A 20,844-nucleotide genomic window follows, 5' to 3' on the forward strand; every position below is an offset into this window, starting at 1 on the left:
GTGCTGGCCTGCGCGCGCTTCGGCCAGCTGCACTCCACCGGCTCCCTGCCCACCGCCGGCCTGCCGAAGGCGACGGCGGTGGAAGGCATCGTGACCTTCTCGACGGTGGTCGAAGGCCTGTTCAACGGCCTTGCCCAGGTCTTCTTCCAGGGCAATGTCGTCACCGGCGTGCTGTTCGCGATCGGCCTGCTGGTCGCGTCGCGGCTCGCGTTCTTGGCGGCACTGGCCGGTTCGCTGGGCGGCCTGCTGGTGGCGTGGGGCATGGGCGCGGCCGAGCCGGCGATCCGCGCCGGTGCCTTCGGGTTCAATCCGGCATTGACCGCCATCGCGCTGTACGGCGTGTTCTTCGCCGCCAACGCCACGGCGGCGGGCTACGCCCTGCTGGGCGCGGTCCTCACCGCAGTGGTGTTCGCCGACGCATCGGCGGCGCTGGAGCCGATCGGCATGCCGGCGTTGACCCTGCCGTTCGTGCTGGTCACCTGGTGTTTCGTCGCCGCAGGCCCGTTGTTTCCCCGTCTGCGCGCGCCGTGAGGCGGCCGGTGGCGCGCTGCCCGGGCCAGGGCGGCCTGCTTCCTCGCGTCGCTCCTGACCCGCTCCCCGGCTCTGCGATAATCCGCACATGAACGACACCTCCCTACCGCCTGAAGTCGGCAGCGATCTGGCGAACGGCCTGCGGACGATGGGCCTGGACGCCGCGCTGGCCGAGCCGCTGCTTGCCTATCTGGCCCTGCTGGTGCGCTGGAACCGCACCTACAACCTCACTGCGATCCGCGATCCGCGCGAGATGGTCACCCGCCACCTGCTCGATTCGCTGGCGATGGTGCCGCACATCGAGTCCGGCACCCTGGCCGACCTCGGCACCGGCCCCGGGCTGCCCGGCATCCCGCTGGCCATCGCCCGCCCGCAGCTGCGGGTGACGCTGGTGGAAAGCAACGGCAAGAAGGCGCGCTTCCTGCGCGAGGCCGTGCGCCAGCTCGGCCTGGACAACGCACGCGTGGCCGAGTCGCGCGCCGAGGCGCTGGACGAGCCGGCCGCCTACGACAACCTGACCGCCCGCGCCATGGACACCCTGGCCGGCATCGTCGCGGTCGGCGGCCACCTGCTGCGCCCCGGCGGCCACCTTCTGGCGATGAAGGGCGTGCACCCGCACGAGGAAATCGCCGCACTGCCCGCCGACTGGCGCGTACTCGAAGTGCGTCCGCTGCAGGTGCCGGGGCTGGTGGGCGAGCGCCACCTGGTGGTGTGCAGCCGCACCTGAAGGCCCCGCGGCCTTGCGCGGGAGCGGCTTCAGCCGCGATGGGGATCTCCCGGTGAAGCCTTTGGCCGCTGAAGCCGCTCCTGCGGGAGGCGTGGCCGGCGCGGATTTCCCCGATCCGGCCCCCAGCCCGCATAATGCCCAGTCCCAACCTTCCAGCCCATGAGGCCCACCCGCATGGCTCGCATCATCGCCATCGCCAACCAGAAAGGCGGCGTCGGCAAGACCACCACCGCCGTGAACCTGGCCGCCGCCCTCGCCGCGGCGCCGCGGCGCGTGCTGCTGGTCGACCTGGATTCACAGGGCAACGCGACCATGGGCAGCGGCGTGGACAAGCGCGAGGTCGCCGCATCCACCTGCGACCTGCTGCTGGGCGAGAGCAGCGCCGCCGACATCCGGGTGAAGGCGCCCGAAGGCTATGACCTGCTGCCGGGCAACATCGACCTGACCGCGGCCGAGATCCAGCTGATGGAGCAGGAAGGCCGCGAGCAGCGCCTCAAGCGCGCGCTGGCGCCGATCCGCGGCGACTACGACTTCATCCTGATCGACTGCCCGCCGGCGTTGTCGCTGCTGACGCTCAACGCGCTGGCCGCCGCCGACTCGGTGCTGGTGCCGATGCAGTGCGAGTACTACGCGCTGGAAGGCCTTAGCGCGCTGGTGGAGACCATCGAGGCGTTGCGCGGCAGCCTGAACCCCAGCCTGGAGATCGAAGGCGTGCTGCGCACCATGTTCGACGTGCGCAACAACCTGGCCAACGCGGTGTCGGCCGAGCTCACCGGGCATTTCGGCGACCGCGTGTTCCGCACCATCGTGCCGCGCAACGTGCGCCTGGCCGAGGCGCCGAGCCACGGCCAGAGCATCGTCGGCTACGACCGCACCTCGCGCGGCGGCGTGGCCTACCTCGGCCTGGCGGGAGAGCTCATCCGCCGCACCGATGAACGCAACAGGGCCGTCAGGGCCGTGGAGGCTGTCTGATGAGCGCTGCAAAGAAACGCGGCCTGGGCCGTGGCCTGGACGCGCTGCTGGGCCCCAAGGGCGCGGTGACGCCGGTATCGGTGGCGGCCGTGGCCGAACCGCAGCCGGGCGAAGTGCTGCGCAAGCTGCAGATCGACCTGCTGCAGCCGGGCAAGTACCAGCCGCGCCGGGAGATGGACGAAGCCAAGCTGGGCGAGCTGTCCGAATCGATCAAGGCGCAGGGCGTGATCCAGCCGATCCTGGTGCGCCAGGTCGAGGGTGGCAGGTACGAGATCGTCGCCGGCGAACGCCGCTGGCGCGCCTCGCGCCTGGCCGGGCTGGACGAAGTGCCGGTGGTGGTGCGCGAACTGGAAGACCGCACCGTCATCGCCATGGCGCTGATCGAGAACATCCAGCGCGAAGACCTCAACCCGCTGGAGGAAGCCGAAGCGCTGCAGCGGCTGATCTCCGAATTCTCGCTGACCCATGCCGAAGCCGCGCAGGCGGTGGGCCGTTCGCGCGCCTCGGTGTCCAACCTGCTGCGCCTGATCGACCTGCCCATCGGCGTGCGCGTGCTGCTGGAAAGCCGCCGCCTGGAAATGGGCCACGCCCGCGCGCTGCTGACGCTGGCGCCGGAACTGGCGACCAAGCTGGCGCAGGACGCGGCCGACGAAGGCTGGTCGGTGCGCGAGGTCGAGCATCGCGCCCAGCAGTTCGCCGCCGGCAAGGTGCCGGGCGCGCGCAACGCCAAGCCCAAGCCGGCCGCGCCGCAGGCCGACATCGCCTCGCTGGAGACCGAACTGTCCGAGTCGCTGGGCACCCGGGTCGCGATCAACCACGGCCGCGGCGGCAAGGGCAAGCTGGTCATCCACTACACCGACCTGGACACGCTCGACGGCGTGCTGGAAAGGCTGCGTACCCGTCGGCAAGGCTGACGTTCCCTACTTCCCGAGGTGTATGCAAGGCAATGAACCCCACCAAGGTCGACCGCAATCACCTGTTGCGTCTGACCGACCTGCCGAATGTCGGGCCGGCCTGTGAAAAGGATCTCCGTCTGATCGGGATCCGGGTTCCCGCGCACCTGCGCGGGCGTGATCCCTACGACATGTACGCGCAGCTGTGCCTGAAGACGGGCGTGATGCACGACCCCTGCGTGATCGACGTGTTCCTGTCGGTCGTGCGCTTCATGGCCGGCGAAGCGCCGCAGCCGTGGTGGGCCTTCAGCGCCGAGCGCAAGCGGGCGCTGGCCAAGGATCCAATGACGCTGTGACCTGTTCTGCCATCTCCCGTCGGGAGAGGGCGCCCCGAAGGGGCGGGTGAAAGTGCGTCGCAGGCGCTTGCCGGCAACCACGATGATCAGCGCCTCGCCTCGCCGCGCGTCCGGATGGGGAACAACCGGGAGGTTGCGGTTCAAGTAACGTACTGCACGAGGCTTTGCCCGTACCCTCCCGCCAACGCAGGGGCGTCCGGGCAGCAGCGGACCGTTGGTTCGCAAACCGCTCCTCTCGCCCCGAAGGGAGAGGGGCTTTGAATCCCGCAAGTTCCTGGAAAACCAGATGACCACTCTCGTCACCGGCGCCGCCGGTTTCATCGGCGCCTACACCTGCCAGGCCCTTGCCGCGCGCGGCGAGCGCGTGGTCGGGCTGGACAACTACAACGACTACTACGACCCGCAGATCAAGCGCGACCGCGTTGCCGCGCTGTGCCCGCAGGCCGACATCCGCGCGCTGGACCTGACCGACCGCGACGGCCTGGCCGCGCTGTTCGACGAGATCCGGCCCACGCGGGTGATCCACCTGGCCGCACAGGCCGGCGTGCGCTATTCGCTGCAGAACCCGCATGCCTATGTCGACAGCAACCTGGTCGGCTTCGTCAACATGCTGGAACTGTGCCGCCACCGCGGCGTGCGGCACCTGGTCTATGCGTCGAGCAGTTCGGTCTACGGCGATTCGGCCACGCCGCCGTTCTCCGAGGACCAGCGCGTGGACCAGCCGCGCTCGCTGTACGCGGCGACCAAGGCGGCCAACGAGCTGATGGCCCATACCTATGCGCAGCTGTACGGCTTGCGTGCCACCGGCCTGCGCTTCTTCACCGTGTATGGCCCGTGGGGCCGGCCGGACATGGCGCCGCTGCTGTTCTCGCGCGCGGTGCTGGCCGGGCGGCCGATCGAGGTGTTCAACGAAGGCCGCATGCGCCGCGACTTCACGCATGTTTCCGACATCGTCGCCGGTATCCTCGGTGCGCTCGACCATCCTTCGGAGGACGCCGTGCCGCACCGGGTGTTCAACCTCGGCAACCACACGCCGGTGGAGCTGGAGCGCTTCATCGAGGTGATCGCCACGGCCGCCGGCCGTCCTGCGCAGAAGGTCTACAAGCCGATGCAGCCGGGCGACATGGTGGAGACCATGGCCGATACCGCGCGCGCGCGCGCCGCCTTCGGCTTCGACCCGGCCACGCCGATCGAGGCCGGCCTGCCGCCGGTGGTGGCCTGGTGCCGCGATTACTTCGGCGCCGCGGCCTGACTCATCTTCCATCCAGCGGCGTGCAGGAAAATGCGCGCTCCCCCTACACCGCACGAACGGATACCCGCGATGAACCAACCCGCACTTTCGGTGGTCGTCCCCGTCTTCAACGAACGCGACAACGTCGCGCCCCTGGTCGGCGAGATCACCGCCGCGCTGCGCGGGCGGGTGGCGTTCGAGATCGTCTATGTCGACGACAACTCCAGGGATGACACCCTGCAGGTGCTGCAGTCGCTCAAGGCCGCCAACCCGGAACTGCGCGTGCTGCACCACGTCAGCCAGAGCGGGCAGAGCACCGCCGTGCGCACCGGGGTGAAGGCGGCGCGTGCGCCGTGGATCGCCACCCTCGACGGCGACGGCCAGAACGACCCGGCCGACATCCCGAAACTGCTGGCCGCGCGCGACGCCGCCGACCCCGGGGTCAAGCTGTTCGCCGGCTGGCGCGTCAACCGCCAGGACTCCGGCTCCAAGCGCTGGGCCAGCCGCTGGGCCAACCGCATCCGCGCGCGCATGCTGCGCGACGACACCCCCGACACCGGCTGCGGCATCAAGCTGTTCGAGCGCGCGTCCTTCCTCGACCTGCCGTACTTCGACCACATGCACCGTTACCTGCCGGCGCTGATGCAGCGCGCCGGCTGGCAGACCACCAGCGTGCCGGTCAACCACCGCCACCGCACCGCCGGCGTGTCCAAGTACAACAACCTCGGCCGCGCCCTGGTCGGCATCCGCGACCTGCGCGGCGTGGCCTGGCTGATCGTGCGCAGCAGGCGCACGGCGGTGGAGGAGGTCTGAGCATGGATTTCATGAACCAGCCGCTGGGGTGGCTGGAGTGGACCGGCGTGCACATGTCGCCGTGGAAGCTGATCGGCCTGACCGGCACCCTGATGTTCGGCGGCCGCTGGCTGGTGCAGTTCATCGCCAGCAAGCGCCAGGGCAAGCCGGTGATCCCGCGCCTGTTCTGGTACATGAGCATCTTCGGCAGCCTGATGACGCTGAGCTACTTCGTGTTCGGCAAGAACGACGCGGTGGGCATCCTCGGCAACCTGTTCCCGACCTTCACCGCGCTGTACAGCCTGTACCTGGACATCCGCCACCGCGGCTGGAAACGGGACAAGGCCGGGCACTGAGCGGTCCGGGCAGGGCCCGGTTCCGGCGTCCCTGCGCTTCCCGGGCGGCGCCGCGGCTTGCGGTCTGCGGCGGCGGTTCCGTGGGCAGGACTTTCGAACCATGCACGGGCGGGTCGCCGGTGACATGATCGGACCCTGCTTCCCGAAGAGTCCGCCGTACGTGAAAACCACCCTGTCCCTCGCCCTGCTGCTCGCCCTTGCCCTGCCGGGCGCCGTCGTCCACGCCGCGCCCACGAAGGCGTCCGCGCCCGCCACGCTGGCCGCGCAGAGCGCCGATGCGCGGTTCAAGGCGATCTACGAGAAGGAATGGGCCTGGCGCCAGACCGGTGGCGGCGAGGCCAGCGAGGACGAGGACGGCCCGGCCAACGCCACCCGCCTGCCGGACGTCGGCGCGGAGGCGCAGCAGGCGCGGCTCAAGGTCTGGGACGACGTACTGGAGCAGCTCAAGACCGTCGACCCGGCCACGCTCTCGGCCGAGAACCAGGTCAATTACGCCATCTACAAGTACCAGGTCGAGAACCTGGCCGACGAGGTGCGCCTGCGCGCCTACGAGATGCCGTTCAATTCGGATTCCTCGTTCTGGTCGAACCTGGGCTTCATGGCCCGGCGCGAGATGAAGACCGCGCAGGACTACCGCAACTACATCGCGCGCCTGAACGACGTGCCGCGCTACTTCGACCAGCAGACGGCCAACATGCGCGCTGGCCTGGAGCGCGGTTTCAGCGTGCCGCGCGCGGTGCTGGAAGGCCGCGACGTGTCGATCTCGACCGTGGCCGAGCTCAAGGATCCGGCGCAGTCGCCGCTGTACGCGCCCTTCAGGAAGCTGCCGTCCGGCATTCCCGCCGACGAGCAGCAGAAGCTGCGCGAAGAGGCACAGCAGGCGATCGGCGGCAGCGTGATCCCCGCCTTCGGCAAGCTGCTGGCGTTCTTCCGCCAGGAGTACGTGCCGCAGGCGCGCACCACCCTGGCCGCGGAGAAGATGCCCGGCGGCAAGGCGTTCTACCGCCAGCAGATCCGCGAATACACCACGCTGGACATGAGCCCGCAGCAGATCCACGCGCTGGGCCTGAGCGAGGTCAACCGCATCCAGCAGGAAATGAACGCAATCATCGACAAGCTGGACTTCAAGGGAAAGAGCGAGCAGACCCGCTTCGCCGATTTCCTCGAATTCCTGCGCACCGATCCGCAGTTCTACGCGAAGACGCCGGAGGAGCTGCTGTGGCGCGCGGCATGGATCTCCAAGCGCGTGGACGGGGTGATCGGCAAGTTCATGACCCTGCCGCGCGCGCGCTTCACCATCGTGCCGGTGCCGCCGGACATCGCGCCGTTCTGGACCGCCGGCCGCGGCGGCATGGGCACCTACTGGGTCAACACCTACAACCTGCCGGCGCGCCCGCTGTACAACCTGCCGGCGCTGACCCTGCATGAATCCGACCCGGGCCACGCGCTGCAGGGCGCGCTCGCCGCCGAGCAGGGCGAGCAGCCGGACTTCCGCCGCGGCGCCTACATCTCCGCCTACGGCGAGGGCTGGGGCCTGTACAGCGAGAAGCTCGGCATCGAGATGGGCATCTACGAAACCCCGTACGAGGATTTCGGGCGCCTGACCTACGAGATGTGGCGCGCCTGCCGCCTGGTCATCGACACCGGCGTGCACCACTACGGCTGGAGCCGCGAGCGCGCCATCGCCTACCTGCGCGACCACACCGCGCTGAGCGAGCATGAGGTGACCACCGAGGTCGACCGCTACATCTCCTGGCCGGCGCAGGCGCTGAGCTACAAGCTGGGCGAGATCACCATCGTCAAGCTGCGCGCGCAGGCTGAGAAGGAGCTGGGCGACAGGTTCGACGTGAAGTCCTTCCACGACGCCGTGCTCAAGCAGGGCTCGGTGCCGCTGCCGGTGCTGGAAAGCCAGATCAGGGCCTACATCGAGGAACGCAAGAAGGCCTGACTGCCCGACGATCCGGGTTTGCAGCCGCCCGCACCCAGCCTTGTGGTGCGGGTTTTCCAGGGTCGTGCGGTTGGCCGGCGGTAAAGCCGCATCCTGTCACCGGGCGGCATCGGCCGGCGATATCCGGCGATGGACCCGTAGTGTTTCTCCGCGGCCGCTCCGGAAAACCTTCGGGCGCTCCCTTCCTTCGTCCGCGGCGACGAACATCAGCTGGTCGCCGTTGAAGGCATAGATCGCGGGGAACGTCCTGTTCCTGTCGGTTCCGCACGTGTCGGTCCAATCGACGGCGCTGGGTTCCCGGGACGGGTCAATGGTGAAATGGCCTTCCAGGACGACCTTTCCATCCGGGAGCGTCACGACATAGGTGTTTCCGGAGAAGGTGGTAAGCGGCCGGTCGCCGAATTCATCCGGGGGATTCTCGACGCCATCGGCTTCGCACCTGATCTGTACCCAGGTGCCCTGGAATTTCCGCAGCTCTTCATCGATGCGTGCCTGCATGAGGCGCCCCGTGTTCGTGTTGTCGGCAATGAGGATCGAATCCGTCCAGAGTGCTCCGCGCACCTGTGCCGGCAGGGTAGCGCGGACGCGCCCGCCAGGCTCGAGCACCTGGCGGCGATGGCGCCCTGCGATTGTGTAACGCGCGTGGCCGCGGCTACCCTGCCGCGCATGATCGCGTTCCTGCGCCGCCGTCCGCCGTCGCTGCTGCTCCGCCTGCTGGTGCTGGTGGTGGTCACGCTCGGCACCGCCGGCGGCGCACTGGCCTCGGCGCTGGGCGAGCTGCACGCGATGAGCCACGCCGATCATCCTGTCGCCGTGCACGATCCGGTGCTGGAAGCCGATACCGGCCACGACGAGGCCGACGGCAGCGCCCGCCTGCTGCACGCGCTGGTGCATTGCGGCCACTGCCACGGCCACGGCGGCGTGCTGCCGTTCGCCGCGGTGGCCTGGGACGTGGCGATGCCGCCTGCCGCCACCGGCGCCACCCCGCACGACACCCGCTGGCGCCCGGCGCCTACGGAAAGCCTGCTGCGTCCTCCGATTCCGGCCTGATCCGCCGTCCGCCGCGCGGACGTCCCGATCCCTTGCCGAAAACCGGAGATTCCCCATGTGGAAACGCCTGGCCGCGCTCGCGGCCCTGGCGATCGCACCGTGCGCCATCGCGCAGGTGCCGTCGCCGCCTGCACCCTTGACCCTGGACGAGGCGGTCAGCCGCGTCGCCCGCACCCATCCCGACCTGCGCCTGCCCGAACTGCAGCGCGTCGCCGCCCTGGCCCGCCGTGACGGCGCCGGCCTCAAGCCGCCGCTGGTGTTCGGCGTGGACATCGAGAACGCCCTGGGCAGCGGCGACAGCCGCGGCTTCGATGCCGCCGAGATCACCGTCTCGCTGGCCGGCGTGCTCGAGCGCGGCGGCAAGCTGGACGCGCGCCGCACGCTGGCGCAGGCCAACATCGATGCGCTGGCCCCGCAGCGCGAGATCACCCGCCTGGACCTGATGGCCGAAGTGGCGCGTCGCTACCTGGCCATCACCGCCGCGCGCGGCCAGCGCCGGATCGCGCTGGACGACATCGAGCAGCGCCGCCGTGCGGTCGCCGCCGCGCGCCTGCGGTTGCAGGCCGGCGCTTCGCCGGCGTCCACGCTGATGACCGCGCAGGCCGCGCTGGCCCAGGCCGAACTGGACCGCGACCGTGCCGATGAAGCCGAACGCGCCGCACGGATGGCGCTGGCCGCCTTGTGGAACGCGCGCGAAGCCGATTTCGCCGAGATCAGCGGCGACCCGCTGCGGCTGCCGGCGCTGCAGGATTTCCAGCAGCTGGCGGCACTGTTGTCCGACACGCCGGAACTGGCGGTGGTCGCCGGCGAAGCGCGCGTACGCGAGGCGCAGCTGCAGCTGGCGCGTAGCCAGCTGCGCAGCGACCTGTCCTGGCAGCTGGGCGTGCGCAACAACCGCGCCAGCAGCGACACCGCGCTGGTCGGCGGCTTCAGCCTGCCGCTGGGCAGCGCCCGTCGCGCCGCACCGGAAATCCGCGCCGCCCAGTCCGAACTTGCAATGAGCGCGGTGGAGCGCGAATCGCGCGCGCTGCAGCTGTACGCGACGCTGGCCGAGGCCCATGGCCGCTACGGCACCGCGCGGCTGGAAGTGGCGCGCATGGACAGCGACGTGCTGCCGCAGCTGCAGCGCGCCGAGAAGGCCGCCGAAACCGCCTGGCGCGCAGGCGCCATCAGCTACCTGGAGTGGGCGCAGCTGCAGGCCATGCGCATCGAGGCGCGGCAACGCCAGCTCGATGCCGCGCTCGCCGCGCAGACCGCCCTGATCGAAATCCAGCGCCTGACCGGGCAACCCCTGGTCGCCACCGCTTCCGAAGGAAACACGCCATGAAGGCCTCCCTGCCGCTTTCCCCGCTGTTCCGCCCAGCTGCGCTGGCCGTGTTGCTGGCCGCGCTTGCCGCCTGCGGCGGCAATCCCGACACTGCCGCCAAGGACGCCATCCAGGACAGCCCCGGCCATGCCGATGGCGACGACCACGCCGACGAAGAAGGCGCACCCGAACAGACCACCATCCCGGCCGCGCGCGCGAAGGCCGCCGGCATCGTCAGCGCCGTCGCGGGCCCGGGCACGATCGCCGACGAGCACGACGTGCAGGGCCTGCTGGCGCCCATCGACGGGCGCATGGCGCAGGTCACCGCGCGTTTCCCCGGCCCGATCCGCGCGCTGCGCGCCAACGTCGGCGACCGCGTGCGCGCCGGCCAGCCGCTGGCCAGCATCGACAGCAACCTGAGCCTGACCACCTACGGCATCAGCGCGCCGATTTCCGGTGTGGTGCTGTCGCGCCAGGCCCAAGTGGGCGGCGTCGCCGGCGAAGGCCAGCTGCTGTTCGAGATCGGCGATCTCTCGCAGCTGTGGGTGGACCTGCACATCTTCGGCGCCGATACCCAGCACATCACCGCCGGCGTGCCGGTCACCGTCACCCGCATGACCGATGGCGTCAGCCAGGCCACCACGCTCGAGCGCGTGCTGCCGGGCACCGCCACCGCCAGCCAGAGCACCGTGGCGCGCGCCACGGTGGACAACGCCGACGGCCTGTGGCGGCCGGGCGCGGCGGTGCGTGCGCGCATCGTCGTGACCAGCACGCCGGCCGACATCGTGGTGCCGCTGACCGCGCTGCAGAGCATGGACGGCCGCGACGTGGTGTTCGTGCGCGAGGGCGAAACCTACCAGGCGCGGCCGGTCGCGCTCGGCGCGCGCGACGCGCGGCAGGTGGCGGTCAGCGCCGGCCTGCAGGCCGGCGAGGAGGTGGTCGTCGAGCAGAGCTACACGGTGAAGGCCGACATCGGCAAGGCGGGGGCAGGCCATGAGCACTGACCTCACGCCGCGCGCCGGCCTGCTCGAACGCATCGTCGGCGCAGCCATCGCCCATCGCTGGCTGATGCTGCTGCTCAGCGGCGCACTGGTGCTGCTCGGCGCCTGGAGCTTCACCCGGCTGCCGATCGATGCCACTCCCGACATCACCAACGTGCAGGTGCAGATCAACACCGCCGCACCGGGCTTCTCGCCGCTGGAGACCGAACAGCGCATCACCTTCCCGGTGGAGACGGTGCTGGCCGGGCTGCCGAAGATGGAGAACGTACGTTCGCTGTCGCGCTATGGGCTGTCGCAGGTGACGGTGGTGTTCGAGGATGGCACGGACATCTACTTCGCCCGCCAGCAGGTGGCCGAACGCCTGCAGCAGGCGCGCTCGCAGATCCCGGACGGCCTGGATCCGCAGCTCGGGCCGATCGCCACCGGCCTGGGCGAGATCTTCATGTACACCATCGATGCCGACCCGAAGGCGCGCAAGGCCGATGGCAGCGCCTATACCGCCACCGACCTGCGCACCCTGCAGGACTGGGTGATCCGCCCGCAGCTGCGCAACGTGCCCGGCGTCACCGAGGTCAACACCATCGGCGGTTTCCAGCGCCAGGTGCACATCACCCCGGATCCGGCGCGGCTGCGCGCGCTGGGCTTCACCCTGGAGGACGTCGCCGCCGCGGTGCAGGCCAACAACCAGAACGTGGGCGCCGGCTACATCGAGCGCAATGGCCAGCAGTTCCTGGTGCGCGTGCCCGGCCAGGTCGCCGACCTGGAGCAGATCGGCAACATCGTGCTCGACCGCCGCGAAGGCGTGCCGATCCATGTGCACGACGTGGCGACGGTCGCCGATGGCCCCGAGCTGCGCAGCGGCGCGGCCACCCAGAACGGCCACGAAGTGGTGATGGGTACGGTGGTGATGCTGGTCGGCGCCAACAGCCGCGACGTGGCGCAGGCCGCGGCGGCAAGGCTGGAACAGGCGCAGCGCAGCCTGCCTGAAGGCGTCACCGTCACCGCCAGCTACGACCGCACCGCGCTGGTGGACCGCACCATCCAGACCGTTGCGAAGAACCTGCTGGAAGGCGCGCTGCTGGTGATCGTGGTGCTGTTCCTGCTGCTGGGCAACCTCCGCGCGGCGCTGATCACCGCCGCGGTGATTCCGCTGGCGATGCTGTTCACGCTCACCGGCATGGCGCGCGGGGGCGTGTCGGCCAACCTGATGAGCCTGGGCGCGCTGGACTTCGGCCTGATCGTGGACGGCGCGGTGATCATCATCGAGAACTGCCTGCGCCGTTTCGGCGAACGCACGCATGCGCTGGGCCGGGCGATGACGCGTGCCGAACGCTTCGCCGAAACCGCGGCCGCCACCGCCGAGGTGATCCGCCCGAGCCTGTTCGGCCTGGGCATCATCACGGCCGTGTACCTGCCGATCTTCGCCCTCACCGGTGTGGAAGGGAAAATGTTCCACCCCATGGCGATCACCGTGGTGCTGGCGCTGAGCGGCGCGATGCTGCTGTGCCTGACCTTCGTGCCGGCGGCGATCGCGCTGTTCCTCGGCGGCCGCGTGCAGGAGAAGGAGAACCGGCTGATGGGCTGGCTGCGCCGACGCTACCAGCCGCTGCTGGACTTCGCCCTGCGCCGCGGCCGCTGGATGGTGGCCGGCGCGCTGGTACTGGCGGTCGGCTGCGGCCTGCTGGCGACCCGGCTGGGCAGCGAGTTCGTGCCCAACCTCGACGAGGGCGACGTGGCGATGCACGCCATGCGCATTCCCGGCACCAGCCTGACCCAATCGGTGCAGATGCAGCAGCAGATCGAGCAGCGCCTGCTGCAGTTCCCGGAAGTGGCCAAGGTGTTCTCCAAGATCGGCACGCCGGAAGTGGCCTCCGACCCGATGCCGCCGTCGGTGGCCGACACCTTCATCATGATGAAGCCGCGCGGGCAATGGCCGGACCCGCGCAAGCCGCGCGCGCGCCTGCTGGCCGAGCTGGAGGAGGCGGTGGAGGAACTGCCGGGCAACAACTACGAGTTCACCCAGCCCATCCAGATGCGCATGAACGAGCTGATCTCCGGCGTGCGCGCCGACGTGGCGGTGATGCTGTACGGCGACGACCTGGACACACTGATGGAGGTGGGCCGGCGCATCGAGAAGGTGGCCGCCGGCGTGCCCGGCGCCGCGGACGTGCGGCTGGAGCAGACCAGCGGCCTGCCGCTGCTCACCGTCACTCCGGACCGGCAGAAGCTCGCCGGCTACGGCCTCAACCCGGGCCAGGTGCAGTCCACCGTCGCCACCGCGGTGGGCGGGCAGGTGGCGGGACAGCTGTTCGAGGGCGACCGCCGCTTCGACATCGTGGTGCGCCTGCCCGAGGAACTGCGACAGGACCCGGCGGCGCTGGCGGACCTGCCGGTGTCGCTGGAAACCGCGTTGGCCAGCGGCAATGCCGACGAGCTGAGCCGCACCGGCGCCGCCGGCGCGTTCACCGGCAACCCGCGCACGGTGCCGCTGCGCGAACTGGCGCGCATCGACACCAGCGAAGGCCCGAACCAGATCAACCGCGACAACGGCAAGCGCCGCATCGTGGTCACCGCCAATGTGCGCGACCGCGACCTGGGCGGTTTCGTGGGCGAGCTGCAGCAGGCGATCGACGCCGGCGTGCGACTGCCGCCCGGCTACTGGATCGACTACGGCGGCAGCTTCGAGCAGCTGATCTCGGCCAGCCAGCGCCTGGCGGTGGTGGTGCCGGTGACGCTGGCGCTGATCTTCGCGATGCTGTTCTGGGCGTTCGGCTCGGGCAGGGACGCGGCCATCGTGTTCAGCGGCGTGCCGCTGGCGCTGACCGGCGGCGTGCTGGCGCTGGCGCTGCGCGGCATCCCGCTGTCGATTTCCGCGGGCGTGGGCTTCATCGCGCTGTCCGGGGTGGCGGTGCTCAACGGGCTGGTGATGATCAGCTTCGTGCGCAGCCTGCGCGGGCAGGGACGCCCGTTGCTGGAGGCCGTGCGCGAGGGTGCGCTGGGCCGCCTGCGGCCGGTGCTGATGACCGCGCTGGTGGCCTCGCTGGGCTTCGTGCCGATGGCCTTCAACGTCGGCGCCGGCTCGGAGGTGCAGCGCCCGCTGGCCACCGTGGTGATCGGCGGCATCGTGTCCTCCACCCTGCTGACCCTGCTGGTGTTGCCGGTGCTGTACCGCTGGCTGCATCGCCGCGAGGCGTGACGCCGCCGGGCCCGCGCAGGCGGGCGCGGCTTTTCCCGCCGGCGTGGCCGCCGTTCGACGGTCGCGCCGGCGTGGGAAGCGGGAACACGAATCCAATCGTGGCCGGTATCTGAATGAAGCGCTCGGATAACGGTCACGGGAATGACGCAGCATGCAGGCTGGTTCCAGACCTGTCCCACGGAGAACGTCGTGCGCCTATTCCCCACCTCATTGCCGGTCCTGTTGCTGCTGGCTGCCTGCTCGCCCGGTACTGACGCCGATGCGCCCCCTGGTGGAGGCGCTGTCACGCCGGCGGCGTCCCCGGCGCCGGTGTCGCGCCTGGCAATCACCGGCTGCGACGCCCTGGCCGCCACGCTGGGCGGGCTGATCGGCGGCATGGAGCCGGTGCCGGGCGATCCGCAGCCCGCCGATGACGACCTTCAGTGCGCCTGGTGGGATATATCGACGGGGCGCTCGTTCAGCGTGCAGGCGCGTGTGGCCCCCGGCATCGGGCCGGTGCCGGTGGATGACGGTTCGCCCGCGGGCAGCGGCATCACGCCGGTCCCGGCGCCGGCGTTCGAGCGCCGCGGCGGGGCCGCGGCGATCCGCACGGAGCATGACGCTGGCGCGGTATCGGTGACCTTCTGGCTGCACCTGCCCGATGCCGAGGTCATGCTGGTCAACCAGGCCGGCAACTCCGCGCCTTTGGACGCGGCGCGGGCGCTGGAGATTTCCGGGCGGCTGCTGGGCGATTGATCCGGCCCCGGCACGGCCGGCCGGGGCCGACGCCCGGTGTTGCGGCTCGCCCTGCGCCGGATCCCAGGCCGGCGTCAGCGCCGCGCCAGCGCTTCGATCGCCGCCACCGCGGTCGCCACGCCGTCCTCGGCGGCCATCGCCTGCCCGAGGGCGGTGGCATTGGCGCGGGTCTGCGCCTGCTCGGCGAAGGCGATGGCCTTGGCCAGCGTCGGGCCGTCCAGCCGTTTCGGCGACAGCGCGGGCGGTGCCACGCCGAGCCGCCGCAGGCGGTCGGCCCAGAAGAACTGGTCGCCGGCGAACGGCATCACCAGCGAGGGCACGCCGGCGCGGCAGGCCGAATGCGAAGTGCCGCTGCCGCCGTGGTGGATCGCCAGCGCACAGCGTGGCAACAGCGCCTCATGCGGCGCCGGTCCGGTCACGAAGACATTGTCCGGCAGCGGCGTGTCGGGCAACCCGGCCCAGCCGGGAAACAGCAGGACGCGGCGCGGTGCCAGCGCGGCCAGCAGGGCCGGCAGTACCTTTTCGCGGTCGAATCCGGCCATGCTGCCGAACCCGAGGTAGACCGGCGGCGGGCCGGCATCGAGGAAGGCCTGCAGATCGGCGGGCGGCACCCACTCCGTTTCCGGCAGGCGCCACTGGCCGCAGATGCGGTGGTCGGCCGGCCAATCGTCCGGACGCGGCAGCAGGCTGGGCGAAATGCCGTACAGCATCGGCTGGCTGGTCCACAGCGAGCGGCGCGGCGGCAGGCCCAGCACCTGCTGCCGGGCGCGGTTGAGCGGGCCGCGGAACTGGCGCCAGATCAGGCCGTTGACCAGTCCATGGCTGGCGCGGCCGAGCCAGTCGGCGATCCGCCCCGGCGGCAGGAACGGCGAGGGGAAGGCGCGGGTCGGCGTCAGCGGGATCATGCCGGTGCCGATCAGCGGCAGGCCGTGGCGCTCGGCCACGCTCATGCCGACGAAGGCGGCCAGGCCCCCGGTCAGGATCGCATCGCACTCCCGCGCGGCGGCATCGGCCTGCTGCGTCCAGCCGGCGATATGCCGCCGGGCCAGGCCGGCCAGCCCGCGGGCGGCGGCGGCCACGCCGCTGCCGCCGGCGACCAGGGCGCCGATCTCCTGGCGGATGTCGCCCTCCAGCGCCGCGTGCGGCACGCCGAGCGCCCGCGCGCTGTCCAGGGTGCCGCCGTCGGCCAGCAGGGTGGCTGGATGGCCGGCGCCGATCAGGCCATGGCACAGCGCGGCCAGGGGCCGGGTGTCGCCTTCGGTGCCGTAGGTCAGTGCCAGCAGTCGCATCGGGCCTCCGGGGTGGGTGTCTGTGGACAACTTGCCATCGCGGCGTACAGCACGCATAATGCGCGGCTCGCTGTGCCCGGAATCCCGGGCCGGTGGCCGGCAGCACGTCGCCCGGCCGCCCTGCAGCGTACCCCTGACTCCCGTGACGTGTGGCGGACAACCGCCGGGGCCGCCATCTTCCTGGCCAAGGGAGATACAACCGACATTACCGAGGTGCGCAATGTCCCGAGTTTGCCAAGTTTCCGGCAAGAAGGTGCAGACGGGTAACAACGTCTCGCATGCCAACAACAAGACCCGCCGTCGCTTCCAGCCGAACCTGCACGAGCGCCGTTTCTGGGTCGCCAGCGAGAACCGCTGGGTCAAGCTTCGTGTTTCCGCGCATGCACTGCGCACCATCGACAAGAACGGCATCGATTCCGTTCTGGCTGAGCTGCGTGCCCGCGGCGAAAAGGTCTGAGGAGTAAAACATCATGGCAGGCAAGCGCGATAAGGTCCGTATGATTTCCTCGGCCGGTACCGGCCACTTCTACACCACGGACAAGAACAAGAAGAACACCCCCGGGAAGATGGAATTCCTGAAGTACGACCCGGTGGTCCGCAAGCACGTTCTGTACAAGGAAGGCAAGATCAAGTAATCCGCACGGATTGCTTCGACAGCCGTTCCACACTGGACCCGCCGCAAGGCGGGTTCAGTGTTTCAGGGGTATGGAACGCGCCATCAGCGTGTTCCATCAGCACATGCGGCGGCGGCATCAGGCTTCGCTGGCGGCATCGCCTACAATCGGCGCATGACAGTTTCCGACCAGACGCAGGCCTGCGACATCGCGATCATCGGCGGCGGCGCCGCCGGCGTGCTCACCGCGATCGGCGTGCTGCGCTGCGCCAGCGGCGCGCTGCGCCTGGCGATCGTCGAACCGCAGCTGCCGCTCGGGCGCGGCGTGGCCTATGCCACGCGCCATCCCGAACACCTGCTCAACGTGCCCGCCGGCAAGATGAGCGGCTTCCCCGACCGGCCCGACGATTTCCTCGACTATCTGGTCGCGCAGGACGCCTTCCCAGGCGTCGAGCGCGACGCGCTGGCGCAGGCTTTCGTCCCGCGCCGCCACTACGCGGCTTACCTGCGGCAGCGCCTGCAGGAGGCGGTGGAGACCAGCCCGGCGCAGCTGGACGTGCGCGCCGCGCGCGTCGTCTCCCTGGAAAAGCAGGCCGACGGCATCGTGCTGCAACTGGACTCGGGGCAGCCGCTGCTGGCCGCATCGGTGGCGCTGTGCACCGGCAATGCGCTGCGGCCGCTGCCCGCGCGCGGCGCCGGCGCCGTGCCGCCGGGCAAGCGCATCGAGGCCTGGGATTTCGACGCGGTGCAGGGCATCGCGGCGACCGCGGACGTGGCCATCGTCGGTTCCGGCCTGAGCATGGCCGACAGCGTGGTATCGCTGGCCGCCACCGGGCATCGCGGGCAGGTGCACGTGCTTTCGCGCCATGCGCTGCTGCCGCTGCCGCACGCCAAGGGGCCGGCGGCCGACTACGATCCGGAACCGCTGCTGGCGATGAACCTGCGCCAGCGCGTGCGCGCGCTGCGCCGCCATGCCGCCGAGGCCGCGCCGCGCGGCATTCCGTGGCAGAACGTGATGGAGCGCATCCGGCCGCTGGGCCAGGCGCTGTGGCAGTCGCTGTCCTTCGACGACCAGCGCCGCTTCCTGCGCCACGTGGTGCGTTACTGGGACGTGCACCGGCACCGCATCGCCGCGCCGGTGCATGCCCAGCTGATGGAGCTGCGCCGGCAGGGCCGCCTGCACCTGCATCGCGGCCGCCTGGAAACCGCGATCGCCGAGGGCGCATGCGTGCACCTGGGCGCGCTCGATCCGGGCCGGCAGCCGTTCCAGATCGACGCGCACTGCGTCATCAACGCCACCGGCGTGGAGATGCGCGCGCAGGCCATGCGCAACCCGCTGCTGCAGCAGATGCTGGGCAGCGGCGCCGCCCGCCCCGGCCCGCACGGCATCGGCATCGACAGCTCCGCCGACGGCAGCCTGCTCGACGCCGACGGCATCGCCGAACCGCGCGTGCAGGTCGTCGGCAGCCTGCGCATCGGCCGCCTGTGGGAAAGCCTGGCGGTACCGGAGCTGCGCGGGCAGGCGCAGCAGGCGGCGCGGACCCTGCTCGGCGTGGTCGCGTAGCGGTATGGCGGTCGCGACCGGGCCGCTCCGCCATGCCTGGCCGCTCCTGCAGTCGGCTAAAATGACCGCATGGATGTTTCCCACCTGCTCGACGGGCTGAACCCGGCCCAGCGCGAGGCCGTTTCCGCTGCTCCCGGCCACTACCTGATCCTTGCCGGCGCCGGTTCCGGCAAGACCCGCGTGCTGACCCATCGCATCGCCTGGCTCAACGAAGTGCATGGCGTGCCGACCCACGGCATCTTCGCGGTGACCTTCACCAACAAGGCCGCCGGCGAGATGCGCCACCGCATCGACCTGCAGCTGCGCAATGGCGCGCGCGGCATGTGGATCGGCACCTTCCACGGCCTGGCCCATCGCCTGCTGCGCCTGCACTGGGCCGATGCCAGGCTGCCCGAGGCGTTCCAGGTAATGGATTCGGACGACCAGCTGCGGCTGGTCAAGCGCGTGGTGCAGGCGCTGGAGCTGGACGACGGCAAGTTCCAGCCCAAGCAGATCGCCTGGTGGATCAACGCGCAGAAGGACGAGGGCCGGCGCCCGCAGCACATCCAGCCCGAGCCGCACGACGCCTGGCTGGAAACCATGCGCCAGGCCTACATCGAGTACCAGGCGCGCTGCGACCGCGCCGGGCTGGTGGATTTCGCCGAACTGCTGCTGCGCGCGCACGAGCTGCTGCGCGACAACCCGGCCCTGCTCGCGCATTACCGCACGCGATTCCGCGAGATACTGGTCGACGAATTCCAGGACACCAATGCCATCCAGTACGCCTTCGTGCGCGTGCTGGCCGGCGACTCGGGCAACGTGTTCGTGGTCGGCGACGACGACCAGGCCATCTACGGCTGGCGCGGCGCCAAGGTCGAGAACGTGCAGCGTTTCCTAAAGGATTTCCCGGGCGCGCAGACCATCCGCCTGGAGCAGAACTACCGCTCCAGCGCCAACATCCTCAATGCCGCCAACGCGGTCATCGCGCACAACCCGGACCGCATCGGCAAGCAGCTGTGGACCGACAGCGGCGACGGCGAGCCGATCGACCTGTACGCGGCCTACAACGAGATGGACGAGGCGCGCTACCTGGTCGAGCGCGCCCGGCAGTGGGTGCGCGATGGCGGCAGCTATGGCGATGTCGCCGTGCTCTACCGCAGCAACGCGCAGTCGCGCGCCTTCGAAGAAGCGCTGTTGTCCGAACAGGTGCCGTACCGCGTGTACGGCGGCATGCGCTTCTTCGAGCGCGCCGAGATCAAGGATGCGCTGGCCTACCTGCGGCTGCTGACCAACCGCAACGACGATGCGGCGTTCGAGCGCGCGGTGAACACGCCGACGCGCGGCATCGGCGAGCGCACGCTGGACGAGGTGCGGCGCATCGCCCGCGCGCAGGCGGTGTCGCTGTGGGAGGCCTCGATGCTCGCCACCCAGGGCAACGACCTCACCTCGCGCGCGAAGAACGCGCTGGCCGGTTTCATCAACCTGGTCCAGCAGATCGGTGGCGAAACCGCGCAGATGACCCTGGCCGAGCGCATCGACCACGTGCTGGTGCGTTCGGCGCTGCGCGATCACTGGAGCAAGGAAAGCCGCAACGCGCTCGATTCGGAATCGCGCAGCGACAACCTCGACGAACTGGTGTCGGTGGCCTCGCGCTTCGTCCAGCGCGACATCGACGAGGAGGGCGCCGCCGACATGAGCGAGCTGGTCGCGTTCCTGTCCTACGCCTCGCTGGAGGCCGGCGAAGGCCAGGCCCAGGCCGGCGAGGACGGCGTGCAGCTGATGACGCTGCATTCGGCCAAGGGACTGGAGTTCCCGCTGGTGTTCCTGGCCGGGCTGGAGGAAGGGCTGTTCCCCGGTGCGCGTTCGCTGGAGGAAAGCGGGCGGCTGGAGGAGGAGCGCCGCTTGGCTTACGTCGGCATCACCCGCGCCCGCCAGAAGCTGGTGCTGGGCTATGCCGAGTCGCGCCGCATCCATGGCCAGGACAACTACAGCCTGCCGTCGCGCTTCCTGCGTGAGATCCCGCGCGAGCTGCTGCACGAAGTGCGGCCCAAGGTGCAGGTCTCGCGCCCGGCCTCGCTCGGCACCAGCCGGGTGATGGGGCACGCGGCCATCGAGGCGCCGCCGGTCAAGCTCGGCGCGCTGGTGACCCATCCCAAGTTCGGCGAAGGCATGGTCACCGACTACGAAGGCAATGGCGCGCACGCGCGCGTGCAGGTCGAGTTCGCCGATGCCGGCAGCAAGTGGCTGGTGATGGCGTATGCCAACCTGACCGTGCTGTAGCGCGTCCGGGCTGCCCCGGGCCGGC

At 70.5% G+C, this 20,844-nt stretch carries 20 protein-coding genes; 18 read left to right on the top strand and 2 right to left on the bottom strand.

The annotated features are described in order from the left end of the window. The 9 genes from QMX80_RS05970 to QMX80_RS06010 all read left to right on the top strand — a co-directional run. Positions 1 to 531 (top strand): urea transporter (locus tag QMX80_RS05970; protein ID WP_282275880.1); only part of this gene is annotated, 531 nt, incomplete at its 5' end. A gap of 88 nt (positions 532 to 619) precedes the next feature. Beyond that, positions 620 to 1,258 carry a 16S rRNA (guanine(527)-N(7))-methyltransferase RsmG gene (gene rsmG / locus QMX80_RS05975; RefSeq protein WP_282275881.1) on the top strand — a complete coding sequence of 213 codons (639 nt, stop codon included), beginning with the start codon at positions 620 to 622 and terminating at the stop codon, positions 1,256 to 1,258. Positions 1,259 to 1,432: 174 nt separating this feature from the next. Further along, positions 1,433 to 2,230, top strand: coding sequence for a ParA family protein (locus tag QMX80_RS05980; protein ID WP_055767259.1), 798 nt, complete (start codon positions 1,433 to 1,435; stop codon positions 2,228 to 2,230). Then, a complete protein-coding gene (locus QMX80_RS05985) occupies positions 2,230 to 3,144 on the top strand; it encodes a ParB/RepB/Spo0J family partition protein (RefSeq protein WP_055767256.1) in 915 nt (304 codons plus the stop codon). Before QMX80_RS05980 ends, QMX80_RS05985 begins: the two co-directional genes overlap by 1 nt. A 32-nt stretch (positions 3,145 to 3,176) precedes the next feature. Then, entirely contained in the window at positions 3,177 to 3,479 is a 303-nt protein-coding gene (locus QMX80_RS05990) for a helix-hairpin-helix domain-containing protein (protein WP_055767252.1), read from the top strand. Between the two features lie 286 nt (positions 3,480 to 3,765). Continuing rightward, positions 3,766 to 4,731 carry an SDR family NAD(P)-dependent oxidoreductase gene (locus QMX80_RS05995; RefSeq protein ID WP_057505008.1) on the top strand — a complete coding sequence of 322 codons (966 nt, stop codon included), beginning with the start codon at positions 3,766 to 3,768 and terminating at the stop codon, positions 4,729 to 4,731. A 69-nt stretch (positions 4,732 to 4,800) separates the two neighbouring features. Continuing rightward, complete coding sequence (locus QMX80_RS06000) at positions 4,801 to 5,523, top strand: glycosyltransferase family 2 protein (RefSeq protein WP_055767248.1); 723 nt, start codon at positions 4,801 to 4,803, stop codon at positions 5,521 to 5,523. Further along, entirely contained in the window at positions 5,520 to 5,858 is a 339-nt protein-coding gene (locus tag QMX80_RS06005; RefSeq protein WP_273081594.1) for a lipid-A-disaccharide synthase N-terminal domain-containing protein, read from the top strand. The genes QMX80_RS06000 and QMX80_RS06005 overlap by 4 nt, the downstream gene beginning before the upstream one ends. A 160-nt stretch (positions 5,859 to 6,018) precedes the next feature. Continuing rightward, positions 6,019 to 7,806, top strand: coding sequence for a DUF885 family protein (locus tag QMX80_RS06010; protein ID WP_282275888.1), 1,788 nt, complete (start codon positions 6,019 to 6,021; stop codon positions 7,804 to 7,806). 96 nt (positions 7,807 to 7,902) lie between these two features. Here the strand turns inward: QMX80_RS06010 and QMX80_RS06015 are convergent, their stop codons facing one another. Next, on the bottom strand, positions 7,903 to 8,412 hold the full coding sequence (locus tag QMX80_RS06015; protein ID WP_282275890.1) for a TIGR03067 domain-containing protein: 510 nt from the start codon (positions 8,410 to 8,412) through the stop codon (positions 7,903 to 7,905). Positions 8,413 to 8,448: 36 nt separating this feature from the next. Between QMX80_RS06015 and QMX80_RS06020 the strand changes: the two genes are divergently transcribed. The 5 genes from QMX80_RS06020 to QMX80_RS06040 all read left to right on the top strand — a co-directional run bounded on the left by QMX80_RS06020 (position 8,449) and on the right by QMX80_RS06040 (position 15,094). After that, on the top strand, positions 8,449 to 8,856 hold the full coding sequence (locus QMX80_RS06020; RefSeq protein WP_282275891.1) for a hypothetical protein: 408 nt from the start codon (positions 8,449 to 8,451) through the stop codon (positions 8,854 to 8,856). A 55-nt stretch (positions 8,857 to 8,911) separates the two neighbouring features. Beyond that, entirely contained in the window at positions 8,912 to 10,183 is a 1,272-nt protein-coding gene (locus QMX80_RS06025; RefSeq protein WP_282275893.1) for a TolC family protein, read from the top strand. Then, positions 10,180 to 11,166, top strand: a complete 987-nt coding sequence (locus tag QMX80_RS06030) for an efflux RND transporter periplasmic adaptor subunit (protein WP_282275895.1) — start codon at positions 10,180 to 10,182, stop codon at positions 11,164 to 11,166. Before QMX80_RS06025 ends, QMX80_RS06030 begins: the two co-directional genes overlap by 4 nt. 19 nt (positions 11,167 to 11,185) lie before the next feature. Then, positions 11,186 to 14,359: a CusA/CzcA family heavy metal efflux RND transporter gene (locus tag QMX80_RS06035; protein ID WP_282275933.1), complete on the top strand. Its 3,174-nt coding sequence runs from the start codon at positions 11,186 to 11,188 to the stop codon at positions 14,357 to 14,359. A gap of 189 nt (positions 14,360 to 14,548) precedes the next feature. Beyond that, positions 14,549 to 15,094 (top strand): hypothetical protein, encoded by a 546-nt coding sequence (locus tag QMX80_RS06040; RefSeq protein ID WP_282275897.1) that lies wholly within the window; start codon positions 14,549 to 14,551, stop codon positions 15,092 to 15,094. A gap of 74 nt (positions 15,095 to 15,168) precedes the next feature. On the opposite strand, the gene QMX80_RS06045 is transcribed toward QMX80_RS06040, so the two are convergent. Next, positions 15,169 to 16,383: a glycosyltransferase gene (locus QMX80_RS06045; protein ID WP_282275898.1), complete on the bottom strand. Its 1,215-nt coding sequence runs from the start codon at positions 16,381 to 16,383 to the stop codon at positions 15,169 to 15,171. 220 nt (positions 16,384 to 16,603) lie between these two features. On the opposite strand from QMX80_RS06045, the gene rpmB reads away from it, so the two are divergent. The 4 genes from rpmB to uvrD all read left to right on the top strand — a co-directional run bounded on the left by rpmB (position 16,604) and on the right by uvrD (position 20,819). After that, entirely contained in the window at positions 16,604 to 16,840 is a 237-nt protein-coding gene (gene rpmB / locus QMX80_RS06050) for a 50S ribosomal protein L28 (RefSeq protein WP_054668347.1), read from the top strand. Between the two features lie 10 nt (positions 16,841 to 16,850). Beyond that, positions 16,851 to 17,018: a 50S ribosomal protein L33 gene (rpmG, locus tag QMX80_RS06055; RefSeq protein ID WP_169411268.1), complete on the top strand. Its 168-nt coding sequence runs from the start codon at positions 16,851 to 16,853 to the stop codon at positions 17,016 to 17,018. A gap of 153 nt (positions 17,019 to 17,171) precedes the next feature. Further along, positions 17,172 to 18,560 (top strand): FAD/NAD(P)-binding protein, encoded by a 1,389-nt coding sequence (locus QMX80_RS06060; RefSeq protein WP_282275900.1) that lies wholly within the window; start codon positions 17,172 to 17,174, stop codon positions 18,558 to 18,560. A 69-nt stretch (positions 18,561 to 18,629) separates the two neighbouring features. Beyond that, positions 18,630 to 20,819 (top strand): DNA helicase II, encoded by a 2,190-nt coding sequence (gene uvrD, locus QMX80_RS06065; RefSeq protein ID WP_273081490.1) that lies wholly within the window; start codon positions 18,630 to 18,632, stop codon positions 20,817 to 20,819. Positions 20,820 to 20,844: the final 25 nt, after the last annotated feature.

The sequence above is a fragment of the Stenotrophomonas sp. PS02297 genome, from assembly GCF_029959705.1.
GTDB lineage: Bacteria > Pseudomonadota > Gammaproteobacteria > Xanthomonadales > Xanthomonadaceae > Stenotrophomonas > Stenotrophomonas nitritireducens.

Excerpts from the sequence above, each read along its gene's own strand:
- rpmB (WP_054668347.1), top strand. The coding sequence starts at position 16,604 with ATGTCCCGAGTTTGCCAAGTTTCCGGCAAGAAGGTGCAGACGGGTAAC.
- QMX80_RS06030 (WP_282275895.1), top strand. The coding sequence starts at position 10,180 with ATGAAGGCCTCCCTGCCGCTTTCCCCGCTGTTCCGCCCAGCTGCGCTG.
- QMX80_RS05995 (WP_057505008.1), top strand. The coding sequence starts at position 3,766 with ATGACCACTCTCGTCACCGGCGCCGCCGGTTTCATCGGCGCCTACACC.
- QMX80_RS05985 (WP_055767256.1), top strand. The coding sequence starts at position 2,230 with ATGAGCGCTGCAAAGAAACGCGGCCTGGGCCGTGGCCTGGACGCGCTG.
- rsmG (WP_282275881.1), top strand. The coding sequence starts at position 620 with ATGAACGACACCTCCCTACCGCCTGAAGTCGGCAGCGATCTGGCGAAC.
- QMX80_RS06000 (WP_055767248.1), top strand. The coding sequence starts at position 4,801 with ATGAACCAACCCGCACTTTCGGTGGTCGTCCCCGTCTTCAACGAACGC.
- QMX80_RS06060 (WP_282275900.1), top strand. The coding sequence starts at position 17,172 with ATGACAGTTTCCGACCAGACGCAGGCCTGCGACATCGCGATCATCGGC.
- QMX80_RS06025 (WP_282275893.1), top strand. The coding sequence starts at position 8,912 with ATGTGGAAACGCCTGGCCGCGCTCGCGGCCCTGGCGATCGCACCGTGC.
- QMX80_RS05980 (WP_055767259.1), top strand. The coding sequence starts at position 1,433 with ATGGCTCGCATCATCGCCATCGCCAACCAGAAAGGCGGCGTCGGCAAG.
- QMX80_RS06045 (WP_282275898.1), bottom strand. The coding sequence starts at position 16,383 with ATGCGACTGCTGGCACTGACCTACGGCACCGAAGGCGACACCCGGCCC.
- QMX80_RS05990 (WP_055767252.1), top strand. The coding sequence starts at position 3,177 with ATGAACCCCACCAAGGTCGACCGCAATCACCTGTTGCGTCTGACCGAC.
- uvrD (WP_273081490.1), top strand. The coding sequence starts at position 18,630 with ATGGATGTTTCCCACCTGCTCGACGGGCTGAACCCGGCCCAGCGCGAG.